Here is a 19,381-nt window from a genome sequence, read left to right on the forward strand (position 1 = left end):
AGGGCTATGGTAGCATCGCTGGCCATGAAAGCCGAAACCGGATTCTTGGAGGTCGACGGGGAAGTCGTGGAAGTGCGGCGTAAGCCCATCCGCCACTGGCATCTTCGTGTCATGCCACCCGACGGGCGTCTGCGCGTGTCCATTCCCCTGCATGCCGATGGGGACGCGGTATCGGCCTGGATACGAGGAAAATCGGCCTGGGTGCAAAAACAGCGATCGCGCTTGCGCCGTGAACCTCCGGATCGGGTCTGGCTCTTCGGGGTTCCCTATCCCTTGAAAATATCTCCGGACACAGGGGAGGCAGTGGTCCTTTTCGGCGAAGGGGAAGGATTTCTCGTGCGCGGTGTCCGGAGCCTGGACGAAGGGTGGAGGCTCCTGCGCGCCTGGCAGGGAGAGCGCCTCGCGCGATGCCTCGCGGAAATGCTACCCCACTGGCAGGAGCGAATGCACGCACCTTCCGTTCGTTGGCGCATCCGTCCCTGCAAATCCATCTGGGGCAGTTGTACCCGGGCCACGGGACGTTTGACGTTCAACCTCTATCTGGCCGAGCGCTCGCCCGATCTCATCGAATACGTGGTCGTCCATGAGCTCGCCCATCTGTTCCATGCACACCACGGCCCGGCGTTCTGGGCCATGGTGGCGCGCTACCTGCCGGATTGGCAACAGCGGCGCAGTGCGCTCAGACGGCCACTGGGCTGAATCTTCGGCCGGTCAGCCTTGGCCCTGCTGATCCACGATGGGCACGAGCAAAATCTCCACCCGGCGGTTCTTCGCCCGGCCCTCGGGAGTGCGGTTGTCGGCGATGGGACGGGTGGCGCCGAAGCCCACGGTCTGGATGCGGTTGGCCGGCACGCCGCGCTGGATGAGGTAGCTCGCCACCGCCTGAGCGCGGTTCTCCGACAGCGTCTGGTTGAAGGCCGCCGAACCGGTGGAGTCGGTGTGCCCCTCGATGCGCACGATGGTGTTGGGATACTGCTGCAGGCTCTGGGCGAGCTGGTCGAGTACGCTCATGAACTGCGGCTGCAGGGTGGCGCTGCCCGTTTGGAAGGTGATGGCCTCGGGCGCCTGCAGGCGGATGGTGTCGCCCTGGCGGTGGACCTCCACGCCGCTGCTCGCCATCTGGCGGCGCAGTTCGGCTTCCTGCTGGTCCATCTGGCGGCCGATGAGTCCGCCCACGGTGGCGCCCACCGCGGCGCCGATCAGCGTTCCCCCGGTTTTGGCGTTGTCGCTGGCCACGACCCGGCCGAGCACGCCGCCCGCCACCGCACCGATGGTGGCACCGGTGGCAGTCTTCGCATTCTCGCCGCGGTAGGGGTTTTCGGCGCAGGCGGCGAGCAGTGCCGTGGCGCCGAGAATGAGGAGGGGAAATCTCGTCTTCTTCATGGCAGTCCGTTCCATGGGGATCGTTTCATCGTTTTCCATTATGGCATCTCGCCGCCGGTTTGGGGTAACGAAGGCTTTCGCCGTTTCGGCGGGTAGAGACGGCAGAAGCGCAATTCTTCACCGTAAGGGAAGAAGTCCTCGACCATGCCGGCGCGGATGCGACGCTGCACCTCCTGCCAGAATTGGGGCGTGAGCAGGTCGCGATGGTATTTGAGGAAGGCTTTGCGGATGCGCGGATCGCCCAGCAGGAAAGTGGCGAACTCTTCGGGAAAGACGTCGAGCGGCCCGGCGCTGTACCAGGCTTCGCCCGAGAACTCCATCTCGGGGTAGGGCGCTGGCGGGATGGCGCGGAAATTGACGTCGGTCATGTACTCGATCTCGTCGTAGTCATAGAACACCACCCGGCCGTAGCGCGTCACCCCGAAGTTCTTCCACAGCATGTCGCCGGGGAAGATGTTGGCGATGGCCATCTCGCGGATGGCGTTGCCGTATTCGCGCACTGCGTGTTCGAGCGTTTCGTCGTCGGCGTTTTCCAGATAGAGGTTGAGCGGGGTCATGCGCCGTTCGATGTAGAGGTGCTTGATGACGATCTGGTCTCCCTCGATTTCGAAGGAAGAAGCGGCCACCGCACGCAGCTCTTCGAGCAGCTCCGGCGAGAAACGCGCCAGCGGCAGGGCCACCTGGGAGAATTCCAGGGTGTCGGCCATGCGCCCGACCCGGTCGACGCGCTTGACCATGAGGTATTTCTGCCGCACCGTTTCGCGGTCGATGTTCTTGCTGCTGCCGAAGACGTCCTTGATGATCTTGAAGACGTAAGGAAAGGAAGGCAGGGTGAAGACGAGCATCACCATGCCCTTGATGCCGGGGGCGATGATGAAATGGTCGTTGGAGTGGCGCAAATGGGCGATGAGATCCCGGAAGAACATGGTCTTGCCCTGCTTGCCCAGCCCCAGCATGGTATAGAGCTCGGAGCGCGGCTTGTTGGGCAGGATAGAGCGCAGGAAATTGACGTAGCCAGAGGGCACTTCCATGTCGACGAGAAAGTAGGCCCGCGACAGCGAAAAGAGCACCGAGATGCGCCAGGCTTCGAGCAGGAGGGCATCGACCACCAGCATGCCCGAGTCGCCGTGGCGCACCGCCACCGCGAAGGGATACTCCTGGTGGCCGTTGATCGCCTTGCCAATCACGTAGGCGGTCTTGTTGCGATAGAAGGCGGAATAGAGTACCTGGATCTGGGCATTGACTTCCGGCGCCGGCCAGCGCCCGCCCAGGTGGCGCTTGACGGTGCGCAGGATGTAGAGCACGTCGCGATCCAGATCCTCGAACGGTCGCTGCCAGTCGAAGTCTTCGAGGATGCGCCGGATGGTGCGCCGCAGCCCCTCTTCCTTGGGATAGTAGCTGGTATAGACCGGAGGGAAGGACTCGATGTACTCGGTGGAGATCGCCGGACGGGCGAAGATGTACTGGTTGTTGAAGTAGCTGCGGTGCAGGATCTTGGTCGTCACCGAGTTGAAGAAGGTCTCGGCGAGTTCCGGCTGTTTGTGTTCGAGCAGATGACCGATGTAGTAGAGCTTCACCTGCTGCCAGGTCGCGTCGTCGAGGTGAGCGACGTCGAATTCGCGGCGCAGGCGTTCGACCGTCTCCTCGACGCGCTGGTCGTAGAATTCCACCCGCTCGCGCACCGCCTCGAGCAGCTTGGGCCAGTCGCCGGCCTCGAACAGCTCTTTGGCGCGGCTGGACGTTTCGCGGAAGATGCGGTAGTGGCGATCGAACCCTTCGATCATCACGCGGGCCATCGCCTCGGCGATGCGCTCCGACGGCAGGGATGGGGTCATCGTGTTTCCGCTCCGTGGCTCCTCGTGCTCATGGGGAAAATGATACAACGGCGCCGTTGCGTCGCGCGCTTTCGGATCGTGGGACTTTATTGGATAATACGAAATGGCGGCGCGCGAAGGCGCCAAACGGCTCGGGGCGGCGGTTGCGGCAGGGCGGCGGCCGGTGCACGACCCCGAAATGATGACATCAGGGAGAAGAACCGTGAGCTATTCCAAGATCAAGGTACCTGCGGGCGGCCAGAAAATCGTATTGGGTCAGCCGATCCCCGACAATCCCATCGTGCCCTACATCGAAGGCGACGGCATCGGCGTCGACATCACGCCGGTGATGATCGAGGTGATCGACGCGGCGGTGGCCAAGGCCTACGGCGGCAAGCGCAAGATCCACTGGATGGAAGTCTACGCCGGCGAGAAAGCCACCCGCGTCTACGGTCCCGACCAGTGGCTGCCCGAAGAGACGCTCGCGGCGCTCAAGGAATTCGCCGTCTCCATCAAGGGGCCGATGACCACGCCGGTGGGCGGCGGCATCCGCTCGCTCAACGTGGCGCTGCGCCAGGAGATGGACCTCTACCAGTGCATCCGCCCCGTGCGCTACTTCAATGGCGTGCCCTCGCCGGTGAAGCGCCCCGAGCTCGTCGACATGGTGATCTTCCGTGAGAACACGGAAGACATCTACGCCGGTATCGAATGGCCGGCGCAGTCCGAAGGCGCGCGCAAGGTGATCGACTTCCTGCAAAAGGAAATGGGCGTGAAGAAGATCCGTTTCCCCGAAACCTCGGGAATCGGCATCAAGCCCGTGTCGATCGAGGGCACCACGCGCCTGGTGCGCGCGGCGATCCAGTACGCCATCGACAACGACCGCAAGTCGGTGACGCTGGTGCACAAGGGCAACATCATGAAGTTCACCGAAGGGCTCTTCCGCGACGTGGGCTACCGCGTGGCGCAGGAGCAGTTCGGCGCCCAGCCCATTGACGGCGGCCCGTGGTGCAAGTTCACCAATCCGAAGACGGGGCGCGAGATCGTGGTCAAGGACGCGATCGCCGACGCTTTCCTGCAGCAGATCCTGCTGCGCCCGGCCGAGTACGACGTGATCGCCACGCTCAACCTCAACGGCGACTACATCTCGGACGCACTGGCAGCCCAGGTGGGCGGCATCGGCATCGCCCCGGGGGCGAACGTCGGCGACAAATACGCCGTGTTCGAGGCCACGCACGGCACGGCGCCGAAGTACGCCGGGCTCGACAAGGTGAACCCCGGCTCGCTCATCCTCTCGGCCGAGATGATGCTGCGTTTCTTCGACTGGAAAGAGGCGGCCGATCTGGTCATCAAGGCGATGGAGCGCACCATCCAGGACAAGATCGTCACTTACGACTTTGCTCGCCTGATGGAAGGGGCGACCGAAGTGAGCTGCTCCGGCTTCGGCAAGGCGATGATCGAGCGCATGTGATTCGCCCCCTTGCCGTTGCGCTACGACGAAACCCGCCGCGAGGCGGGTTTTTTAATGGGAGTCCAATCTCCGGCCCGGCGCGCCTGGCGCTCCCAACGATTGATCGCTATGGCATAGACCGTGGCAATGACCGTAAAGAGCAAAGGGGAGGCCGTCGACAGCAGCAGAAAACCCAAGGGTACGCCACCCACGGAGATCGTATTGAGCGCTTCGGCGTACCAGGCGGCGCCGAGATTGAAGGCGAACCACAAGAGCAGCAAGGCGAAGGTGAGCCGGCGCGTGCGTCGCCAGTACCAGAGGACGAGCTCTTCCTGATCGTCGGGGGAAGAGGGGGTCGGCATCATTGGGCCTGTAGCCTCGTGCTGCTGCGCACGTACCACACGGTAGCCAAGGGCGCGATGAGCCCAATGGCGATCACGGCGGTGAGCAGCATACCGAGCTGGGAATAGTCGGCCGGCACGAGCACGGTGCCGTCGGGGGCGCGCACCTCGCGCGTGACCACGAAGATCGTGTTGAGGTACTTCGTGCCCAGTTCGGCGGCCGACAACGCCAGATTGGTGAAGGAAGCCATCACGGCGAAAAACGTGGCCTTGAGGTGTGGCGGCGCCGAGTGCGCGATCCAGGCGAGCATGGGCACCATCGACACTTGTCCCAGCGGCGATTCGACGGCGGTATTGACCAGGGCAATGAAGCGCGCGTCGATCACGCCGTGGGTCATCCGGCTGGTCCATTCGTGCAGGCCGTGATACATCCCCAGGTAGGGCAGCGAGAGCAGCGATCCGATCACCGACAGGATCACCACGATGTCGAGAATGGAGCGCTCGGCCATGAAGCGGCGGAAGATGAAGAGCCCCGCCAAGGTGAGCACCGAGCCGATCAGGGAGAGCCTGGCAAGGAAGGATTGGTCGAAGCCGAGCACGTCGATCATCCACCAGCTGAGCCCCGGACCGGCGGTGGGCGTGGCGCGGAAGACGAAGATCACCAGCGCCGTGCCGGCGAGGGTACGCCGCGCCAAGGGCGTGAGTTCGTTCATGAGGCGGCGCATCAAAAAGAGGATCACCGCCATGGAACCGGCAAAGATCACCTCTTGGTTGCCGGGAAAATCCAGCAGCCCCATCGTCACGGTGAAGGCGACGAAAAAGAGGCTCCCCCACAGCAGTGGCCAGTTGGGCGCCGGAGCTTCCACGCTGGCTTCGTTCCACAGGGCCGGGTCGAGGCCGCGCCGCAGGTGGCGGCGCCGCGCCTGCCGGCGCATCCAGGCCGCCATGAGCACGCCGGAGACCGACACGAGAGGGATGACGAGCGCCAGCGCATACACCCGCGCATAGAGCGGGGCTTTCTGCGCCGCCGTGAGCTGCTCGGTGCCCGAGAAAACGAGCACATTGGCGAGCGACACCAGCACCCCGCCGCCAAGGATCGCGATGCGCCCCAGCGTCTGCAGCGTGGTGTGCATGAGCTTGATCTGCGCCTCGGGCAGTGGCTCGCCGCGCTCGTCGCGCGTGGGCACCGCCTCCACCGTCATCGCGTCGGCCACCACGTCCTGCAAGACGTAGCCGAGCGGTGCGAGTAGCGTCGAGAGCACATACCAGTAGGAAACGGGCCACAACGCCGCCATGGCCTCCCGGTCGGTGGTGAGCCCGATCATGATGAGAAGGCTCGCGGCGATCAGGGCGGCGCCCAGCCAGACGAAGAGCGCCTTGCGGCGCCAGAAGAGATCGACCAGATGCCCCAAGGGCATTTTCAGCGCCCAGGGGATGCCGGCCCAGAAACCGAGCGCGGCGAGAAAGGCCGCCGAGAGGTCGAGGTATTCCTTGACGAAGAAGGTACCGGCGATGCCGGTGAGCCCCGAGATGCCCGCCGCCATGTAGATCATGAGCGGCGGCAGGAAGCTCCAGCGCCATTCCTTGGCCAGTTCCAGCACGTCGTCCCGCCACCAGCGGCGCAGGGCAAGCATCAGGCGCAAGGGCAACGCGGGACGCATCGTCATGCCGCATCATCCTTTGGTGCGAGAAGCGCATGCCGCCCCGCACGGCAGCGGGGCGGGTCCAGGTCGGTGCGATGCTTCCGCGGGAAGAAACGCACCGTGGCCAGGCTCAGGGCAGCTCTTCGTAGAGGGGCAGTGTGAGGAATTCGGTGAATTCCTCGCTGAGTGCCATCTTCTCGAAGATCTTCGCCGCCTTGTCGTAGTTGGCGGTGTCTTCCCCTTGCGCAGAGACTTCTGCCTTGACTTTGGCGAGCTCTTCGGGGATGAGGGTACGCACCAGCTCCGCCGTCACCTTGCGCCCGTCGTCCAGCACGCCTTTGGGGCTGTAGATCCACTGCCAGACCTGGGCGCGGGCGATCTCGGCGGTGGCGGCGTCTTCCATCAGGTTGTGGATCGCCACTGCGCCGTTGCCGCCCAGCCAGGAGCCCAGATAATGGATGGCTACGTTGATGTTGTTGCGTAGCCCCCCTTCGGTGATAGGCTTTTCCGGCTGGAAGTTGAGGAAGTCGCGCGCGGTGAAGGTCTCGTCGCGCTGCTTGTCCCACTGGTTGGGCCGATCGCCCAGCACGGCCTTGAATTCCTCCATGGCCACCTCGACCAGGCCCGGGTGGGCCACCCAGCCGCCGTCGAAACCGTCGTTGGCGTCGCGCCGCTTGTCGTGGCGCACGCCGGCGAGCGCCCGTTCGTTCGCTTCCGGGTCGTTCTTGATCGGGATGAGCGCGCTCATGCCGCCGATGGCCGGCGCGCCGCGCTTGTGGCAGGCTTTGACGAGCGCGAGCGCATAGGCGCGCATGAAGGGGACTTCCATGGTGATGCGGGCGCGGTCGGCCAGGCAGAAGTCCTTGTCCTTACGGAACTTCTTGATGCAGGAGAAGATGTAATCCCAGCGCCCGGCGTTGAGCCCGGCGGAGTGGTCGCGCAGCTCGTAGAGGATCTCTTCCATTTCGAAGGTGGCAAGGATCGTCTCGATGAGCACCGTGGCCTTGATGGTGCCGCGTGGCAGCCCCAGTTCGTCCTGGGCGAAGCAGAAGACGTCGTTCCACAGGCGCGCTTCGAGATGGCTCTCGAGCTTGGGCAGGTAGTAGAAGGGGCCTTGGCCGCGCGCCAGCTGCTCTTTGGCGTTGTGGTAGAAGGCGAGGCCAAAGTCGAAGAGCGAGCCGGAGAGGCGCTGTCCGTCAACGGTGACGTGTTTTTCGTCGAGATGCCAGCCGCGCGGACGGATCTGCAGCACGGCGATCTGGTCGGCGAGCTTGTATTCCTTGCCGTTTTCGGCCACGAAGTCGATTTTGCGGCGAATGGCGTCGTAGACGTTGATCTGCCCCTGCACCTGGTTGAACCAGTTGGGGCTGTTGGAATCCTCGAAGTCGGTCATGTAGCTGTCCGCCCCCGAGTTGAAGGCATTGATGACCATCTTGCGGTCCGCCGCCGGGCCGGTGATTTCGGCGCGACGGCATTCGAGCGCCTTGGGTAGCGGCGCGATCTTCCAGTCGCCCTCGCGCACGGCGCGCGTCTCGGGCAGGAAGTCGGGTTTTTCGCCGGCGTCGATGCGCGCCTGGCGTTCTTGCCGTGCGCGCAGCAGCTCCTGGCGGCGGGGTTCGAAGCGGCGGTGCAGTTTGGCGACGAACTCGAGCGCGCCAGGGGTGAGGATTTCGTCGAAACGCGGGTGCAGCGGCGCGTGCAGTTGCACGCCTTGGGGCAAGGCGATGGTCATGGGGTTTCCCTCTCTTCTCGATCAAAAAAGGAAATAATAAAGCGTGAGTGCCGTTCCCACCAAGAGGATGAAGCGGCGCAGCCAAATGGCCGGCAGGCGGCGCGCCACGTATCCGGCCAGATATCCCCCCACGGCGGCGGCGAGCAAGACCACGAGCGTGTGCGGCCAGCTCACCGCGCCGCCCAGGGTGAAGGTGAGGGCGGCCACGCTGTAGATCACCGCCGAGAGCCAGTTCTTCAGCGCGTTGATCTCGTTGAGGTCCTCGATGCCCTGCATGGCGATGGCGGCGATCATCACGATGCCCATGCCGGCGCCGAAAAAACCGCCATAGATCGACACCAGCAGCTGGAAGAGCGTGCCGCCCCAGCCCAGCGCCTGGCGCGGCCCGGCGCGGCGACGCGCTTCCAGCCAGCGGTTGATGCGCGGCGCAAGCGCGAAGAGGAGCGTGGCCGTGAGCAGCAACCAGGGAACGAGGCGGGCGAAGAGGGCGTTGCTCGTCACCAGCAGCAAGCCACCGCCCAGCGCGCCGCCGACGAAGGCGGCGAGCGTCAGGCGCGGCAGGTGCTGGCGGTAGCGGGCGAGCTCGCGGCGATAGGCCCAGGCGCTCGCCAGGCTCGCCGGCCACAGGGCCACCGAGTTGCTCGCGTTGGCAGTGACCGGTGGCAGGCCAATGGCGAGCAGCGCCGGAAAGGAGATGAAGGTGCCGCCGCCAGCGATCGCGTTCATCGCGCCGGCGCCAAACCCGCCCAGTGCGAGCAGGGTCCATTCGCTTGCCGTCATCTTTCCCTCCGCTCGATTGGATGCGAAGGATTCTAGCCGGGAGTCGCTGTTTGGTCCGTTTTTTCCGGAAAGAAGGAAGGGGCGTCGGCCGGGTTCCAGTCACGGGGGAATCGCTCCAGCCAGGGGCGCAGCTGAAGGTCTTCCTTGATGATGTGGTCGATGAGCCAGGAGCGCAGCAGCGAGAGCAGGTCGCGTCGGGTGTCGTCGTCTAGGGCATCGAGCGTGGTGCGATCGACCGGCTGGGCGAGGATGCGACCGGTGAGGTCTTGCAGCTGCCGTTTGAGCGTTTCGTGCGCGCGGTGATGCTCGCCGAGGTGAGGGTAGCCTGCTGCCCGTTGGATTGCCTCTTCGCGCGTGAAGTGCTCCTCGGTGTAGCGGGCGAGTTCGTCGAGCGCGACGGTGAGCTGGGCGAGCGAGGCGCGCCTGAGGATCAGCGACTGGATGCGGTCGACGAGCTCGATCAGCCAGCGGTGGTCGCGGTCGATGGCGTCGTTGTGCACCGAGAGCGCCTCGCGCCATTGAAGCTGGAACGCAGGCTCGGGTCGGGGATCCATGGCGGGCGAATTCATGGCGGTCGCTTGCAGCGCAATAAAGAGCGGATTATAGTGATCCAATTCACGTTTGGGGAATGTGCTATGCCGCCTTCTGCCGATCGTTTCGATAGCTGCCCTCTATGCCTTGGGAAAGCGGAAGACGTCCTGTGGCGCGACGCGCGCTGCCGCATCATCGACGCTCGCCACGCCGACTACCCTGGCTACCTGCGCGTGATCTGGGAAGCACACGTCGCCGAGATGACGGACCTGGGCGCGGCCGACTGCGCGCACCTGTGGCAAGTGGTGCTCGGTGCGGAGCGCGTGCTGCGCCGTCTCATGAGCCCGGACAAGGTGAACCTCGCCAGTCTGGGCAACATGGTGCCGCACCTGCACTGGCACGTGATTCCGCGCTATCGCGACGACGCGCACTTTCCCGATGCCATCTGGGCCCCGCCGCGCCGTCGCGGTTCGTCGCCGCACGCCGTGATCCTTCCCTCGGCGACGCTTGCCGCCGCGCTGCGGGCAGAGTTGGGCGGCAGCGGAGCGACGGCATTCGCCTGAACTTGCGGTAGAATCGCCTGCGCCGGCGCGCAAGGCGCTGGTGCACGGAGGCGTGGCCGAGCGGTTGAAGGCAGCGGTCTTGAAAACCGCCAGGGGTTTGCGCCCCTCGTGAGTTCGAATCTCACCGCCTCCGCCATTTTTCTTTGTTTTTCAATACCTTCAATACAGATCGTCATTTTCCTGCTTCGATCAGGATGATGTCGATGTCCATCACGTTCGTCCCGGTCGGCCCGGGACGGAAGTGGCTACAGTCCCCGGTGAGGGCATCGAACGTGGCGAAAAACGTATAGGAATCGCAGCGCGCGAGAAAATCGTCGGGGTCGAGCCCCAGCGCGCGGGCGCGGGCGATGGTGTCGCCATCGACATAGGCGCCGGCAGCGTCGGTGGGACCATCGGTGCCGTCGGTGCCGGCGGCAAGGAGCGAGATGCGGGGATGGCCCGAGACCTCCCGCGCGAAGGCGAGCGCCAGGTGCTGGTTGCGTCCGCCCTTGCCGTTACCGAGCACCTGCACCGTGGTCTCGCCGCCTGCGAGCAGGCAGCGCCGTTCCTTCGTCGATCGTTCCTCGTTCAGTGCAATGTGCGCCAGATGGTGGGCAGCGGCGACGGCATCGCCTTGCAGCGTCTCGGTGAGAAGGGTGCTGCGATAGCCCAGGCGCTGCGCTGTCGCTTGCGCCGCGATCAGCGCCTCGTGCAGGTTCCCGATTACCGCCGTGTGGCTGCGGGCGAGCCGGGGATCGCCCGGTTTGGGTGACTCGGGAATTTCTCCTCTCAGGCCGCGGCGCAGGTGTGCCGCCACGCGCGACGGAACGCGTGCTTGCAGGCCATGGCGCTCGAGGATGGACCAGGCTTCGGCATAGGTGGAAGGGTCGGGTACCGTCGGGCCGGAGGCGATGATCTCCGGCGGATCGCCGATCACGTCCGAGAGTACGAGCGTGAGGAGGGTGGCCGGATGGGCGGCCACGGCGAGCCGTCCACCCTTGACGGCCGAGAGGTGTTTGCGCACCGTGTTGAGTTCGCGGACGTCGGCGCCGGCGGCGAGCAGCAAGGCGGTGGTTTCTTGGATGTCTGCCAGCGTCAGGCCGGGCAGAGGGTGCTCGAGCAGGGCCGAAGCGCCACCGGTGAGCAGGCACAGCACCAAAGTACGTTCGTCGGCCTCCTCCAGCAATTGCAGGATGCGGGCGGCCGCGGCGAGGCCGGCCGCGTCGGGGACGGGGTGCGCCGCTTCGGCGAGCTCGATCGTGCGCAGAGGAGCGGCATGGCCGTACTTGACGACGACGAGGCCGGCGGTGAGCCGATCGCCGAGCAAGTCCTCCGCCGCCTGGGCCATGGTCGCCGCTCCTTTCCCCGCCCCGACGACGAGGAGGCGCTCGAAGCGTTCGAGCGCGTAGGATGTGCCGTCATTGAGCAGCAGGCGGTCGGCGTCGCGCCGCACGGCCCGCCGCAGCGCCGCGCCGGGATCGACGGCAGCGATGGCGGCGTGGAAAATTGTTTCGTGCGGCTGGGGAAGGCGCACTGCGGGCTTACCTGATCACCATGGACGTGAAAGGCGGCACGTAGGCCTGCAGCGTCACGAAGATCCCCATCAGGCAGGCGAGGGCGATCGAATGGAAGAAGACATAGCGCAGGATGTCGCCTTCGTGGTGGAACCAGCGCGTGGCAGTGGAGGCGACGACGATGGACTGGGCGTCGATCATCTTGCCCATCACGCCGCCGGAGCTGTTCGCCGCACCCATCAAGTTCGGCGACAGACCCAGCTGTTCGGCCGCCACCTTCTGCATGCCGCCGAAGAGCACGTTGGAGGCGGTGTCCGAGCCGGTGAGCGCCACGCCGAGCCAGCCCATCAGAGTGCCGAAGAAAGGATAGAACATGCCCGTGGTGGCGAAGGCCAGCCCCAGCGTGGTATCCAGTCCCGAGTAGCGCGTCAGCGTGCCGAGCGCGAGCATCAGCACGATGGTGAGCAGCGAGTAGCGCACGAGCCACAGCGTCCGGCCATAGGATTTGAAGAGGGCGGGCAGGCGATAGCCCATCACCAATCCGCCGATGATCGCGGCGACGAAAATGGCGGTGCCGGTCATCGACAGCACGCTGAAGACGAACTCGGCCGACTCCGGCGTGGGCTGGGGAACCACTGGCGGCACCTTTTCCACCATTTTATGCAGGCCTTCGATGACGAACTTGGGTGCCCACAGGGAATTGAGCCAATTTTTGACTGCCGGAAGACCCCAGACGAAGACCGAGACGGTGAGGATGACCCAAGGCGTCCAGGCCTTGATCACCTCGGCGCGCGGTGGGCGGGCGATCGGCGTGGCGGGTGGCGGCGTACCACCGTCGTCTTCGTGGCCGACGATGGAGGCCGAAGTCCAGAGGCGGCGCGGTTGCCACACTTTCAAGAAAGCCACCAGCGCGGCCATGGAGCAGAGGGCGGCGATCACGTCGACCAGCTCCGGGCCGATGAAATTCGACACGAGGAATTGGGGAATCGCGAAACTCACCCCCGTCACCAGGATCGCCGGCCACACTTCCTTCATGCCGCGCCAGCCGGCGAAGGCCCAGATGAGCCAGAAGGGCACGAGCACGGAGAAAAACGGCAGCTGCCGACCGACCATGGCACTGATCTCGTACACATCGTAGCCGTGGACCTTGGCGAGCGTGATGATGGGGGTGCCGAGCGCGCCGTAGGCGACCGGCGCCGTGTTGGCAATCAGGCTCAGGCCCGAGGCGGCGAGCGGCGAAAAGCCAAGGCCGATCAGGAGCGCCGCCGTGACCGCCACGGGCGTGCCGAAACCCGCCGCGCCTTCGAAGAACGCCCCGAAGGCGAAGGCGATGAGCAGGAGCTGAAGCCGTCGGTCCTCCGTGATGCCGGCGATCGATTCCTGCAGCACGCGGAAGCTGCCATTCTGCGTCGTGAGCTGGTGCAGGAAGATCACGTTGAGTACGATCCAGCCGATGGGGAAGAGCCCAGTGAGCGCGCCGAGGAAGGCGGCCTTGGTCGCCATCGGCGTGGGCATGCCAAACGCGACGATGGCGATGGCGAGCGCCGCGATCAACCCCAATCCCGCCGCGATATGGGCGCGCAACCGGACGATGCCCAGCCCGATCAGCAGAACCGCCACGGGGATGGCGGCGATGAGGGTGGACACGATCATGTTTCCGAATGGGTCATAGACTTGCTGCCAGGTCATGTCTCGTCTCCTCTCTTGGTGTGGTTATTGGCGGTCGATTGTCGTCGGCGCCGTTTCATTGTACCCTAATCGAAATATTGTATCGTTTGATAAAAAGTGGAGGAGGGATGCAACGACGTCGTTTCATCCAGGGAACCGGCTTGGCCGGAATCCTTTTTTCCGGGATGGCTCCGGCCGTGGTAATGGCCCAGCGCAACGTGCGCTGGCGCCTGGCCTCGAGCTATCCGCGTTCGCTCGACACGCTCTTCGGCGTGAGCGAGGATTTTGCGCGCAACGTCGCCGACCTGACCGACGGTGCCTTTCAGATCGACATTTCGGCCGGAGGGGAGATCGTTCCGGCGCTGAGTGTGTTCGATGCGGTGCAAAACGGCACGGTGGAGATGGCGCACGCCATCACCTTTTATTTCATCGGCAAGAATGAGGCCTTCGCCTTCGACGCGATCCTGCCTTTCGGCATGAACGCCCGGATGATGAATGCCTGGATGTACGATGGTGGGGGATTGCAGCTCCTGCGCGAGATCTATGCCCGTTACGGCATCGTCAATTTCCCCCTAGGCAATACCGGAGCGCAGTGGGGCGGGTGGTATCGCAAGGAGATCCGCTCGGTCGATGATTTGAAGGGCCTGAAGATGCGCATGGGCAACATGGCCGGCCACGTGCTCGGCAAGCTCGGGGCGGTGTCCCAGGCCATTCCCGGCGGCGAGGTCTATCAGGCGCTGGAGAAAGGGACGATCGACGCAGTGGAATGGAGCTCGCCCTACGACGACCAGAAGCTGGGTTTTCATCGCGTCGCTCCCTACGGCTATTATCCGGCATGGTGGGAGGGCAGCGCCCAGGTGACCTTGCTCGTCAATGCCAAGGCGTACGAATCCTTGCCCAAAGCCTATCAGGAAGCGATCCGCATCGCCGCCACCGACGCGCACACCCGCATGCTCGCCAAGTACGATGCACGCAATCCCGAGGCGCTGCGCCGCCTCATCGCCGAGGGGGCCAAGATCCAGCGCATGCCCAAGGAGGTGATGGACGCGGCCTTCAAGGCGAGCCGCGAGGTCTTTGCCGAGTTCGAGGCGAAGAGCGAGGATTTCCGCCGCCTGAACGCGCAGTACCAGAAGTTCCTGCGCGACGAATACGCCTGGTTCCGCCTCTCGGAGCTGAGCTACGACCAATACATGGCCGGTTTGCCGCTGTGAGCGCCCAGTGCGCTCGCTCTGAGCGACCCTTCCCGAGGACGAAACGATGGACGTCTCACCCCGCGATTTGCCTTTGGCGGCCGAGCTGCCGCCGACTTTGGTCGAGGAGTTGACCCTGCTGCTCGGCGAGCGTTTCACCCAGTCGCCCGGCGTGTGTGCGCACCACGGGCACGACGAATCCCACTTCCCCGACCGGCCGCCGCAGGCGGTGGCTTTCGTCGAGAGCAGGGAAGAGATTGCCGCCCTGCTGCGCGCCTGCTCGGCGCACCGCGTACCGGTCATCCCCTTCGGCGCGGGCTCTTCGCTCGAGGGGCACGTCCTGGCCGTCCACGGGGGGATTGCCCTCGACTGCACCCGCATGGATCGCATCCTCGAAATCGAGCCGGCAGACATGCTCGCGGTGGTGCAGCCAGGGGTGACGCGCAAGCAGTTGAACAACGCCTTGCGCGGTACGGGACTCTTCTTTCCCATCGACCCAGGGGCGGACGCCTCGATCGGCGGGATGACGGCCACGCGCGCCTCGGGCACCAACGCGGTGCGCTACGGCACCATGCGCGAGAATGTGCTGGCGCTCGAGGTGGTGCTCGCCGACGGGCGAATCCTGCGCACGGGCACGCGGGCGAAGAAATCCTCCGCCGGCTATGATCTGACGCGGCTCTTCGTCGGTTCGGAGGGGACGCTGGGGGTTTTCAGCGAGGTCACGGTGCGCTTGCATCCGCTGCCGGAGGAGATGGCCGCGGCGGTGGTGCGTTTCCCTTCGATGCAGGCGGCGGTGGAAACGGTGATCCGCACCATCCAGAGCGGCGTGCCCGTCGGGCGCGTCGAATTCCTCGACGAGGTCTCGATCCACGCCATCAACCGTTACAGCAAGACCGACCTTGCCGAGGCGCCCACGCTCTTCTTCGAGTTCCATGGCTCACCGAGCGCGCTCGAGGAGCAGGTGGCGCTCGTCCAAGAGCTCGCGCGCGAACACGGTGCCGAGGACTTCGCCTGGGCAAGCCGCCCGGAGGATCGCTCCCGCTTGTGGGAGGCACGGCATCAAGCTTACTTCGCCTGCATCAACCTGCGTCCAGGCTGCCGCGGCATCACCACCGATTCCTGCGTGCCGATCTCCAAGCTGGCCGAGGCGGTGCTGCGGGCGCGAGCGGCGATCGATGCTTCCGGCCTGATCGCCCCCATCCTGGGGCACGTGGGCGACGGCAATTTCCACACGGTGATCCTGATCGATCCGGAAGACGAGGCCGAACTTGCGCGCGCCGAGGCCCTGAGCGCCGAACTCGTGGCGATCGCCCAGTCGCTGGGTGGAACCTGCAGCGGCGAGCACGGCGTGGGCATGGGCAAGCGCGAGTTCGTCGCGCACGAGGCGGGCGAGGTGGGCGTGGCGCTGATGCGCTCGATCAAGGCTGCGCTCGACCCGAAAGGAATCCTCAACCCGGGCAAACTCGTACCGTGAGCCAGCGGCTTTCAAGCTGGCGGTGATCGGTTGTCTTATAATTTATCTTTTTTACGAAGGGGCGGTGCGATGCAGGCTTGGCTGAGGCTGTCGCGCGGCATCGACGCGCTCAACCGGTTCTTCGGGCGAATTGCGATCTGGTTCATCTTCGCCGCCACCGTGTTGAGCGCCGGCAATGCCATCGTGAGAAAACTCCTGAACGTAGGCTCGAACGCCTGGCTCGAGGCGCAGTGGTATCTCTACGCGGCGGCCTTCATGCTGGCGGCGGCGCTCACGCTGCGCAACAACGAGCACGTGCGCATCGACATCCTGATCTCGCGCTTCTCGCTGCGCACGCAGGCGTGGATGGATCTCTTCGGCCTGTTCTTCATGCTGCTGCCGGTGTGCGTGGGCGTGCTCTATTTCTCCATCCCTTTCTTCTGGCAGGGTTTCGTCTCCGGCGAGATGTCCTCGAATTCCGGCGGGCTCATTCGCTGGCCGGTCTACCTCACGATTCCCGTCGGTTTCACGCTTTTGTTGCTTCAGGGAATTTCCGAGGCGATCAAGCGCGTCGCCTTTCTCCGGGGCGCCTTGCCTTCGCCTTTCGTCAAGGAAAGCGATGAAACGCCGCCGGCCGGCGGCGCCGAGGGAGCACGATGATGGCCTGGCTTGCACAGAATCTCGCGCCCCTGATGTTCCTGGGGCTGGTCTTCTTTCTGCTCTACGGCTTTCCGGTGGCGTTCGCCCTTGGGGCGTGCGGCTTGTTCTTCGGCTTGATCGGCATCGAGCTCGGTCTGCTTTCGCCGGTGTTCTTCCAGGCGTTGCCGCTGCGCATCTTCGGCATCATTCAAAACGAGACGCTGCTCGCCGTGCCTTTCTTCACCTTGATGGGCCTGGTGCTCGAGCGCTCGGGCATGGCCGAGGATCTGCTCGACACCATCGGCCAGCTTTTCGGCTCGGTGCGCGGGGGGCTTGCCTTCGCCGTGATCTTCGTCGGGGCGCTGCTTGCCGCCACCACCGGCGTGGTGGCGGCTTCCGTGATTTCCATGGGGCTCATCTCGCTGCCCATCATGCTGCGCTACGGGTACGATCGCAAGCTCGCCAGCGGTGTGATCGCCGCTTCGGGCACCCTGGCACAGATCATTCCCCCTTCGCTCGTGCTGATCGTGCTCGCCGACCAGCTGGGCAAGAGCGTGGGCGATCTCTACAAAGGGGCGTTCATCCCCGCGTTTGCCCTGGTGGGGCTCTACGTGCTCTACGTGATCGGTCTGACGATCCTGCGTCCGAAAGACCTGCCGGCCCTGCCGCCGGAGGCGCGGACCATCCGCGAGGACGACGGTTCGAGCGGCACGCGTTCGGTGGCTGTGCTGGCGGCGATCGCGATCACGGTGGGCATCGTCGCCGGCCAGCACTACAATGAAATGCTCGCCTGGCTCGTCGGCGGCGAGCCCAAGGAACAGCCGGTCGACGAGACGGTGGTGGTGGCGACCACCTTCGCCGCGCTCATCGCCTTCGTGATCGCGCTCATCAACCGCGCCTTCCGCCTGGGGCTGCTCTCGCGCATGGCCGAACGGGTCACTTTCGTGCTCATTCCGCCGCTCGCGCTCATCTTCCTCGTGCTCGGCACCATTTTCCTCGGTGTGGCCACGCCGACCGAGGGCGGGGCGATGGGGGCTGTGGGGGCGATGCTGCTGGCCGTGGCGCGCAAACGGCTCGACATGGCGCTGCTGGTTCAGGCGCTCAAAGGCACGACGACGCTTTCTTCCTTCGTCATGTTCATCCTCATCGGCTCGACGCTCTTCAACCTTACTTTCCAGGGGGTGGGCGGCAGCCATTGGGTGCAGCACCTGCTCACGCAGCTGCCCGGCGGACAGGTGGGATTCCTCATCTTCGCCGCGCTCTTCGTCTTCGTGCTCGCCTTCTTCCTCGACTATTTCGAGCTCGCCTTCATCGTCATCCCGCTGCTCGGACCGGCGGCGAGCGCCCTGGGAATCGATCTCATCTGGTTCGGCGTGCTCATCGCCATGGTGATGCAGACTTCCTTCATGCACCCGCCTTTCGGCTTTGCGCTCTTCTTCTTGCGCAGCGTGGCGCCGGCAGGCGAATACGTCGATGCGGTCACCGGCAAGAAGATCCGCGGCGTCTCCACCGCCGAGATCTACTGGGGAGCGATTCCCTTCCTCGTCCTGCAGCTGGTGATGGTGGGCTTGTTGATCGTCTTCCCGAGCCTGGTGACGATGAGTTTCTCCAAGGCGGAGAAGATCGACCTGGAAAAGATCGAGATTCCCGTCGGGGATCAGGGCTGGGGGGCCGAAGGCGCTGCGGATCCCGGGCGCGGCGCCGCGGGCGGCGAATCCAGTTGGTGATCCTGGGCGAAGCGGCGCAGCAGCGCCGCGTTGCCGGGGTGATGCCATTTGCGCTCGAGGGTCACCAGATAGTAGCGTTCGGTAATGTGGGGCAAGATGCCGAGGCAGCGCAGGGCGTCGCGCTCGCATAGCGTCGATTCGAGAATGGCCGGGGCAGGCAGGATTCCCGCCCCGTTCTCTGCCAGCGTGCGCATGAGGGCGCTGTCGTCGAATTCCCCCACGATGTGCGGTGTGACGTGGTGCTCGTCGAAGAGTTGCAGCAGCGCGAGGCGCGTTACGGCGCTCTCGCCGGGCAGCAGCAAGGGGGCGCCGTCGAGCGCCTGCGGCAGGGGGCCTGCCAGGCTCAGCTCGGGCCGGGCATAGAGGGCGAGCCGGGATTCGATCAGCAGCCGGCATTGCAGTTTGTTGCCGAGCTGCGCGGGGGGCGGCCCGTCGGTGATGAGGGCGTCGAGCCGCCCGAGCATGAGTTCGCTCAGTAGCCGCGGCAAAGGGTCTTCGATCACGCTCAGGCGCAGTCTCGGCTGGTGTTCGAGCACCGGCTCGAGCAGCAGGGCGGCGAGCGACTTCGGCACGATGTCGAGCAGCCCCAGACGATAGGGTAGGGTAGGCTGTTCGTCTTCGCGCGCGAGTGCCGCTTCCATTTCTTCGGCGAGCCGGAAGATCTGTTCGGCGTAGCGCAGCGCGATTCTGCCCGCCTCGGTGAGCTCGATGCCGCGCCCTTTGCGGCGCAGCAAACGGCGGCCGATCGCCCCTTCGAGCACACCGATCTGCCCCGAGATGGTCTGGGGGGTGAGGCCGCTCGTTTCGGCGGCGCGCTGGATGCTGCCGGTGCGCCCGACGAGCCAGAAGTGGTGCAGTTGTTTGAGGTTGATCATTCGAATTCTCCGAAACGATCTGCAATGTTTTTCTGATTTTATCTGAGCATCTTTGTTCTACAATGAAAACTCGAAGCCACGACAAGAACAAGGAGGTTCGCG

General features: G+C 64.9%; 17 protein-coding genes and 1 tRNA gene. 8 read left to right on the plus strand and 10 right to left on the minus strand.

What is annotated here, in order from left to right:
* Positions 1-24: 24 nt before the first annotated feature.
* Positions 25-699 carry a M48 family metallopeptidase gene (locus tag EPD82_RS10515; protein WP_170210826.1) on the plus strand — a complete coding sequence of 225 codons (675 nt, stop codon included), beginning with the start codon at positions 25-27 and terminating at the stop codon, positions 697-699.
* A 12-nt stretch (positions 700-711) separates the two neighbouring features.
* Here EPD82_RS10515 and EPD82_RS10520 read toward each other — a convergent pair whose 3' ends face one another.
* Both EPD82_RS10520 and aceK read right to left on the minus strand, forming a co-directional pair.
* A complete protein-coding gene (locus EPD82_RS10520) occupies positions 712-1,383 on the minus strand; it encodes a YiaD family glycine zipper/OmpA-like lipoprotein (protein WP_028873784.1) in 672 nt (223 codons plus the stop codon).
* Positions 1,384-1,421: 38 nt separating this feature from the next.
* Positions 1,422-3,218: a bifunctional isocitrate dehydrogenase kinase/phosphatase gene (gene aceK / locus EPD82_RS10525; protein WP_141056613.1), complete on the minus strand. Its 1,797-nt coding sequence runs from the start codon at positions 3,216-3,218 to the stop codon at positions 1,422-1,424.
* Between the two features lie 202 nt (positions 3,219-3,420).
* Between aceK and icd the strand changes: the two genes are divergently transcribed.
* Entirely contained in the window at positions 3,421-4,665 is a 1,245-nt protein-coding gene (gene icd, locus EPD82_RS10530) for an NADP-dependent isocitrate dehydrogenase (RefSeq protein WP_141056614.1), read from the plus strand.
* A gap of 20 nt (positions 4,666-4,685) precedes the next feature.
* On the opposite strand, the gene EPD82_RS10535 is transcribed toward icd, so the two are convergent.
* From EPD82_RS10535 to EPD82_RS10555, 5 genes are all read right to left on the minus strand, one after another.
* Positions 4,686-5,009: a DUF4212 domain-containing protein gene (locus EPD82_RS10535; protein WP_141056615.1), complete on the minus strand. Its 324-nt coding sequence runs from the start codon at positions 5,007-5,009 to the stop codon at positions 4,686-4,688.
* Positions 5,006-6,622, minus strand: coding sequence for an MFS transporter (locus EPD82_RS10540; RefSeq protein WP_141056629.1), 1,617 nt, complete (start codon positions 6,620-6,622; stop codon positions 5,006-5,008). The genes EPD82_RS10535 and EPD82_RS10540 overlap by 4 nt, the downstream gene beginning before the upstream one ends.
* 136 nt (positions 6,623-6,758) lie before the next feature.
* Positions 6,759-8,360 (minus strand): malate synthase A, encoded by a 1,602-nt coding sequence (gene aceB, locus EPD82_RS10545; RefSeq protein WP_141056616.1) that lies wholly within the window; start codon positions 8,358-8,360, stop codon positions 6,759-6,761.
* A 21-nt stretch (positions 8,361-8,381) separates the two neighbouring features.
* A complete protein-coding gene (locus EPD82_RS10550; protein WP_141056617.1) occupies positions 8,382-9,140 on the minus strand; it encodes a sulfite exporter TauE/SafE family protein in 759 nt (252 codons plus the stop codon).
* Between the two features lie 32 nt (positions 9,141-9,172).
* Complete coding sequence (locus EPD82_RS10555; protein ID WP_170210827.1) at positions 9,173-9,694, minus strand: bacteriohemerythrin; 522 nt, start codon at positions 9,692-9,694, stop codon at positions 9,173-9,175.
* Between the two features lie 81 nt (positions 9,695-9,775).
* On the opposite strand from EPD82_RS10555, the gene EPD82_RS10560 reads away from it, so the two are divergent.
* Both EPD82_RS10560 and EPD82_RS10565 read left to right on the plus strand, forming a co-directional pair.
* On the plus strand, positions 9,776-10,234 hold the full coding sequence (locus EPD82_RS10560; RefSeq protein ID WP_055424082.1) for an HIT family protein: 459 nt from the start codon (positions 9,776-9,778) through the stop codon (positions 10,232-10,234).
* A gap of 46 nt (positions 10,235-10,280) precedes the next feature.
* Positions 10,281-10,370: transfer RNA gene (locus EPD82_RS10565), tRNA-Ser, on the plus strand.
* 36 nt (positions 10,371-10,406) lie between these two features.
* Here the strand turns inward: EPD82_RS10565 and EPD82_RS10570 are convergent.
* Complete coding sequence (locus tag EPD82_RS10570) at positions 10,407-11,747, minus strand: glycerate kinase type-2 family protein (RefSeq protein ID WP_141056619.1); 1,341 nt, start codon at positions 11,745-11,747, stop codon at positions 10,407-10,409.
* Between the two features lie 7 nt (positions 11,748-11,754).
* Positions 11,755-13,416 (minus strand): L-lactate permease, encoded by a 1,662-nt coding sequence (locus EPD82_RS10575; RefSeq protein WP_141056620.1) that lies wholly within the window; start codon positions 13,414-13,416, stop codon positions 11,755-11,757.
* A 107-nt stretch (positions 13,417-13,523) separates the two neighbouring features.
* On the opposite strand from EPD82_RS10575, the gene EPD82_RS10580 reads away from it, so the two are divergent.
* From EPD82_RS10580 to EPD82_RS10595, 4 genes are all read left to right on the plus strand, one after another.
* Positions 13,524-14,606: a TRAP transporter substrate-binding protein gene (locus EPD82_RS10580; RefSeq protein WP_055424085.1), complete on the plus strand. Its 1,083-nt coding sequence runs from the start codon at positions 13,524-13,526 to the stop codon at positions 14,604-14,606.
* Between the two features lie 46 nt (positions 14,607-14,652).
* On the plus strand, positions 14,653-16,059 hold the full coding sequence (locus EPD82_RS10585; RefSeq protein ID WP_055424086.1) for an FAD-binding oxidoreductase: 1,407 nt from the start codon (positions 14,653-14,655) through the stop codon (positions 16,057-16,059).
* Positions 16,060-16,128: 69 nt separating this feature from the next.
* Positions 16,129-16,698 (plus strand): TRAP transporter small permease subunit, encoded by a 570-nt coding sequence (locus EPD82_RS10590; protein ID WP_055424087.1) that lies wholly within the window; start codon positions 16,129-16,131, stop codon positions 16,696-16,698.
* Entirely contained in the window at positions 16,698-18,404 is a 1,707-nt protein-coding gene (locus EPD82_RS10595) for a TRAP transporter large permease (RefSeq protein ID WP_420824933.1), read from the plus strand. Before EPD82_RS10590 ends, EPD82_RS10595 begins: the two co-directional genes overlap by 1 nt.
* On the opposite strand, the gene EPD82_RS10600 is transcribed toward EPD82_RS10595, so the two are convergent.
* A complete protein-coding gene (locus EPD82_RS10600) occupies positions 18,335-19,279 on the minus strand; it encodes a LysR substrate-binding domain-containing protein (RefSeq protein WP_141056622.1) in 945 nt (314 codons plus the stop codon). The two genes, EPD82_RS10595 and EPD82_RS10600, sit on opposite strands and share 70 nt — an antisense overlap.
* Between the last annotated feature and the right edge of the window lie 102 nt (positions 19,280-19,381).

This window comes from Tepidiphilus succinatimandens (assembly GCF_006503695.1).
Lineage (GTDB): Bacteria > Pseudomonadota > Gammaproteobacteria > Burkholderiales > Rhodocyclaceae > Tepidiphilus > Tepidiphilus succinatimandens.

Excerpts from the sequence above, each read along its gene's own strand:
- EPD82_RS10515 (WP_170210826.1), top strand. The coding sequence starts at position 25 with ATGAAAGCCGAAACCGGATTCTTGGAGGTCGACGGGGAAGTCGTGGAA.
- EPD82_RS10520 (WP_028873784.1), bottom strand. The coding sequence starts at position 1,383 with ATGAAGAAGACGAGATTTCCCCTCCTCATTCTCGGCGCCACGGCACTG.
- aceK (WP_141056613.1), bottom strand. The coding sequence starts at position 3,218 with ATGACCCCATCCCTGCCGTCGGAGCGCATCGCCGAGGCGATGGCCCGC.
- EPD82_RS10535 (WP_141056615.1), bottom strand. The coding sequence starts at position 5,009 with ATGATGCCGACCCCCTCTTCCCCCGACGATCAGGAAGAGCTCGTCCTC.
- aceB (WP_141056616.1), bottom strand. The coding sequence starts at position 8,360 with ATGACCATCGCCTTGCCCCAAGGCGTGCAACTGCACGCGCCGCTGCAC.
- EPD82_RS10550 (WP_141056617.1), bottom strand. The coding sequence starts at position 9,140 with ATGACGGCAAGCGAATGGACCCTGCTCGCACTGGGCGGGTTTGGCGCC.
- EPD82_RS10555 (WP_170210827.1), bottom strand. The coding sequence starts at position 9,694 with ATGGATCCCCGACCCGAGCCTGCGTTCCAGCTTCAATGGCGCGAGGCG.
- EPD82_RS10560 (WP_055424082.1), top strand. The coding sequence starts at position 9,776 with ATGCCGCCTTCTGCCGATCGTTTCGATAGCTGCCCTCTATGCCTTGGG.
- EPD82_RS10575 (WP_141056620.1), bottom strand. The coding sequence starts at position 13,416 with ATGACCTGGCAGCAAGTCTATGACCCATTCGGAAACATGATCGTGTCC.
- EPD82_RS10580 (WP_055424085.1), top strand. The coding sequence starts at position 13,524 with ATGCAACGACGTCGTTTCATCCAGGGAACCGGCTTGGCCGGAATCCTT.
- EPD82_RS10585 (WP_055424086.1), top strand. The coding sequence starts at position 14,653 with ATGGACGTCTCACCCCGCGATTTGCCTTTGGCGGCCGAGCTGCCGCCG.
- EPD82_RS10590 (WP_055424087.1), top strand. The coding sequence starts at position 16,129 with ATGCAGGCTTGGCTGAGGCTGTCGCGCGGCATCGACGCGCTCAACCGG.
- EPD82_RS10595 (WP_420824933.1), top strand. The coding sequence starts at position 16,698 with ATGGCCTGGCTTGCACAGAATCTCGCGCCCCTGATGTTCCTGGGGCTG.
- EPD82_RS10600 (WP_141056622.1), bottom strand. The coding sequence starts at position 19,279 with ATGATCAACCTCAAACAACTGCACCACTTCTGGCTCGTCGGGCGCACC.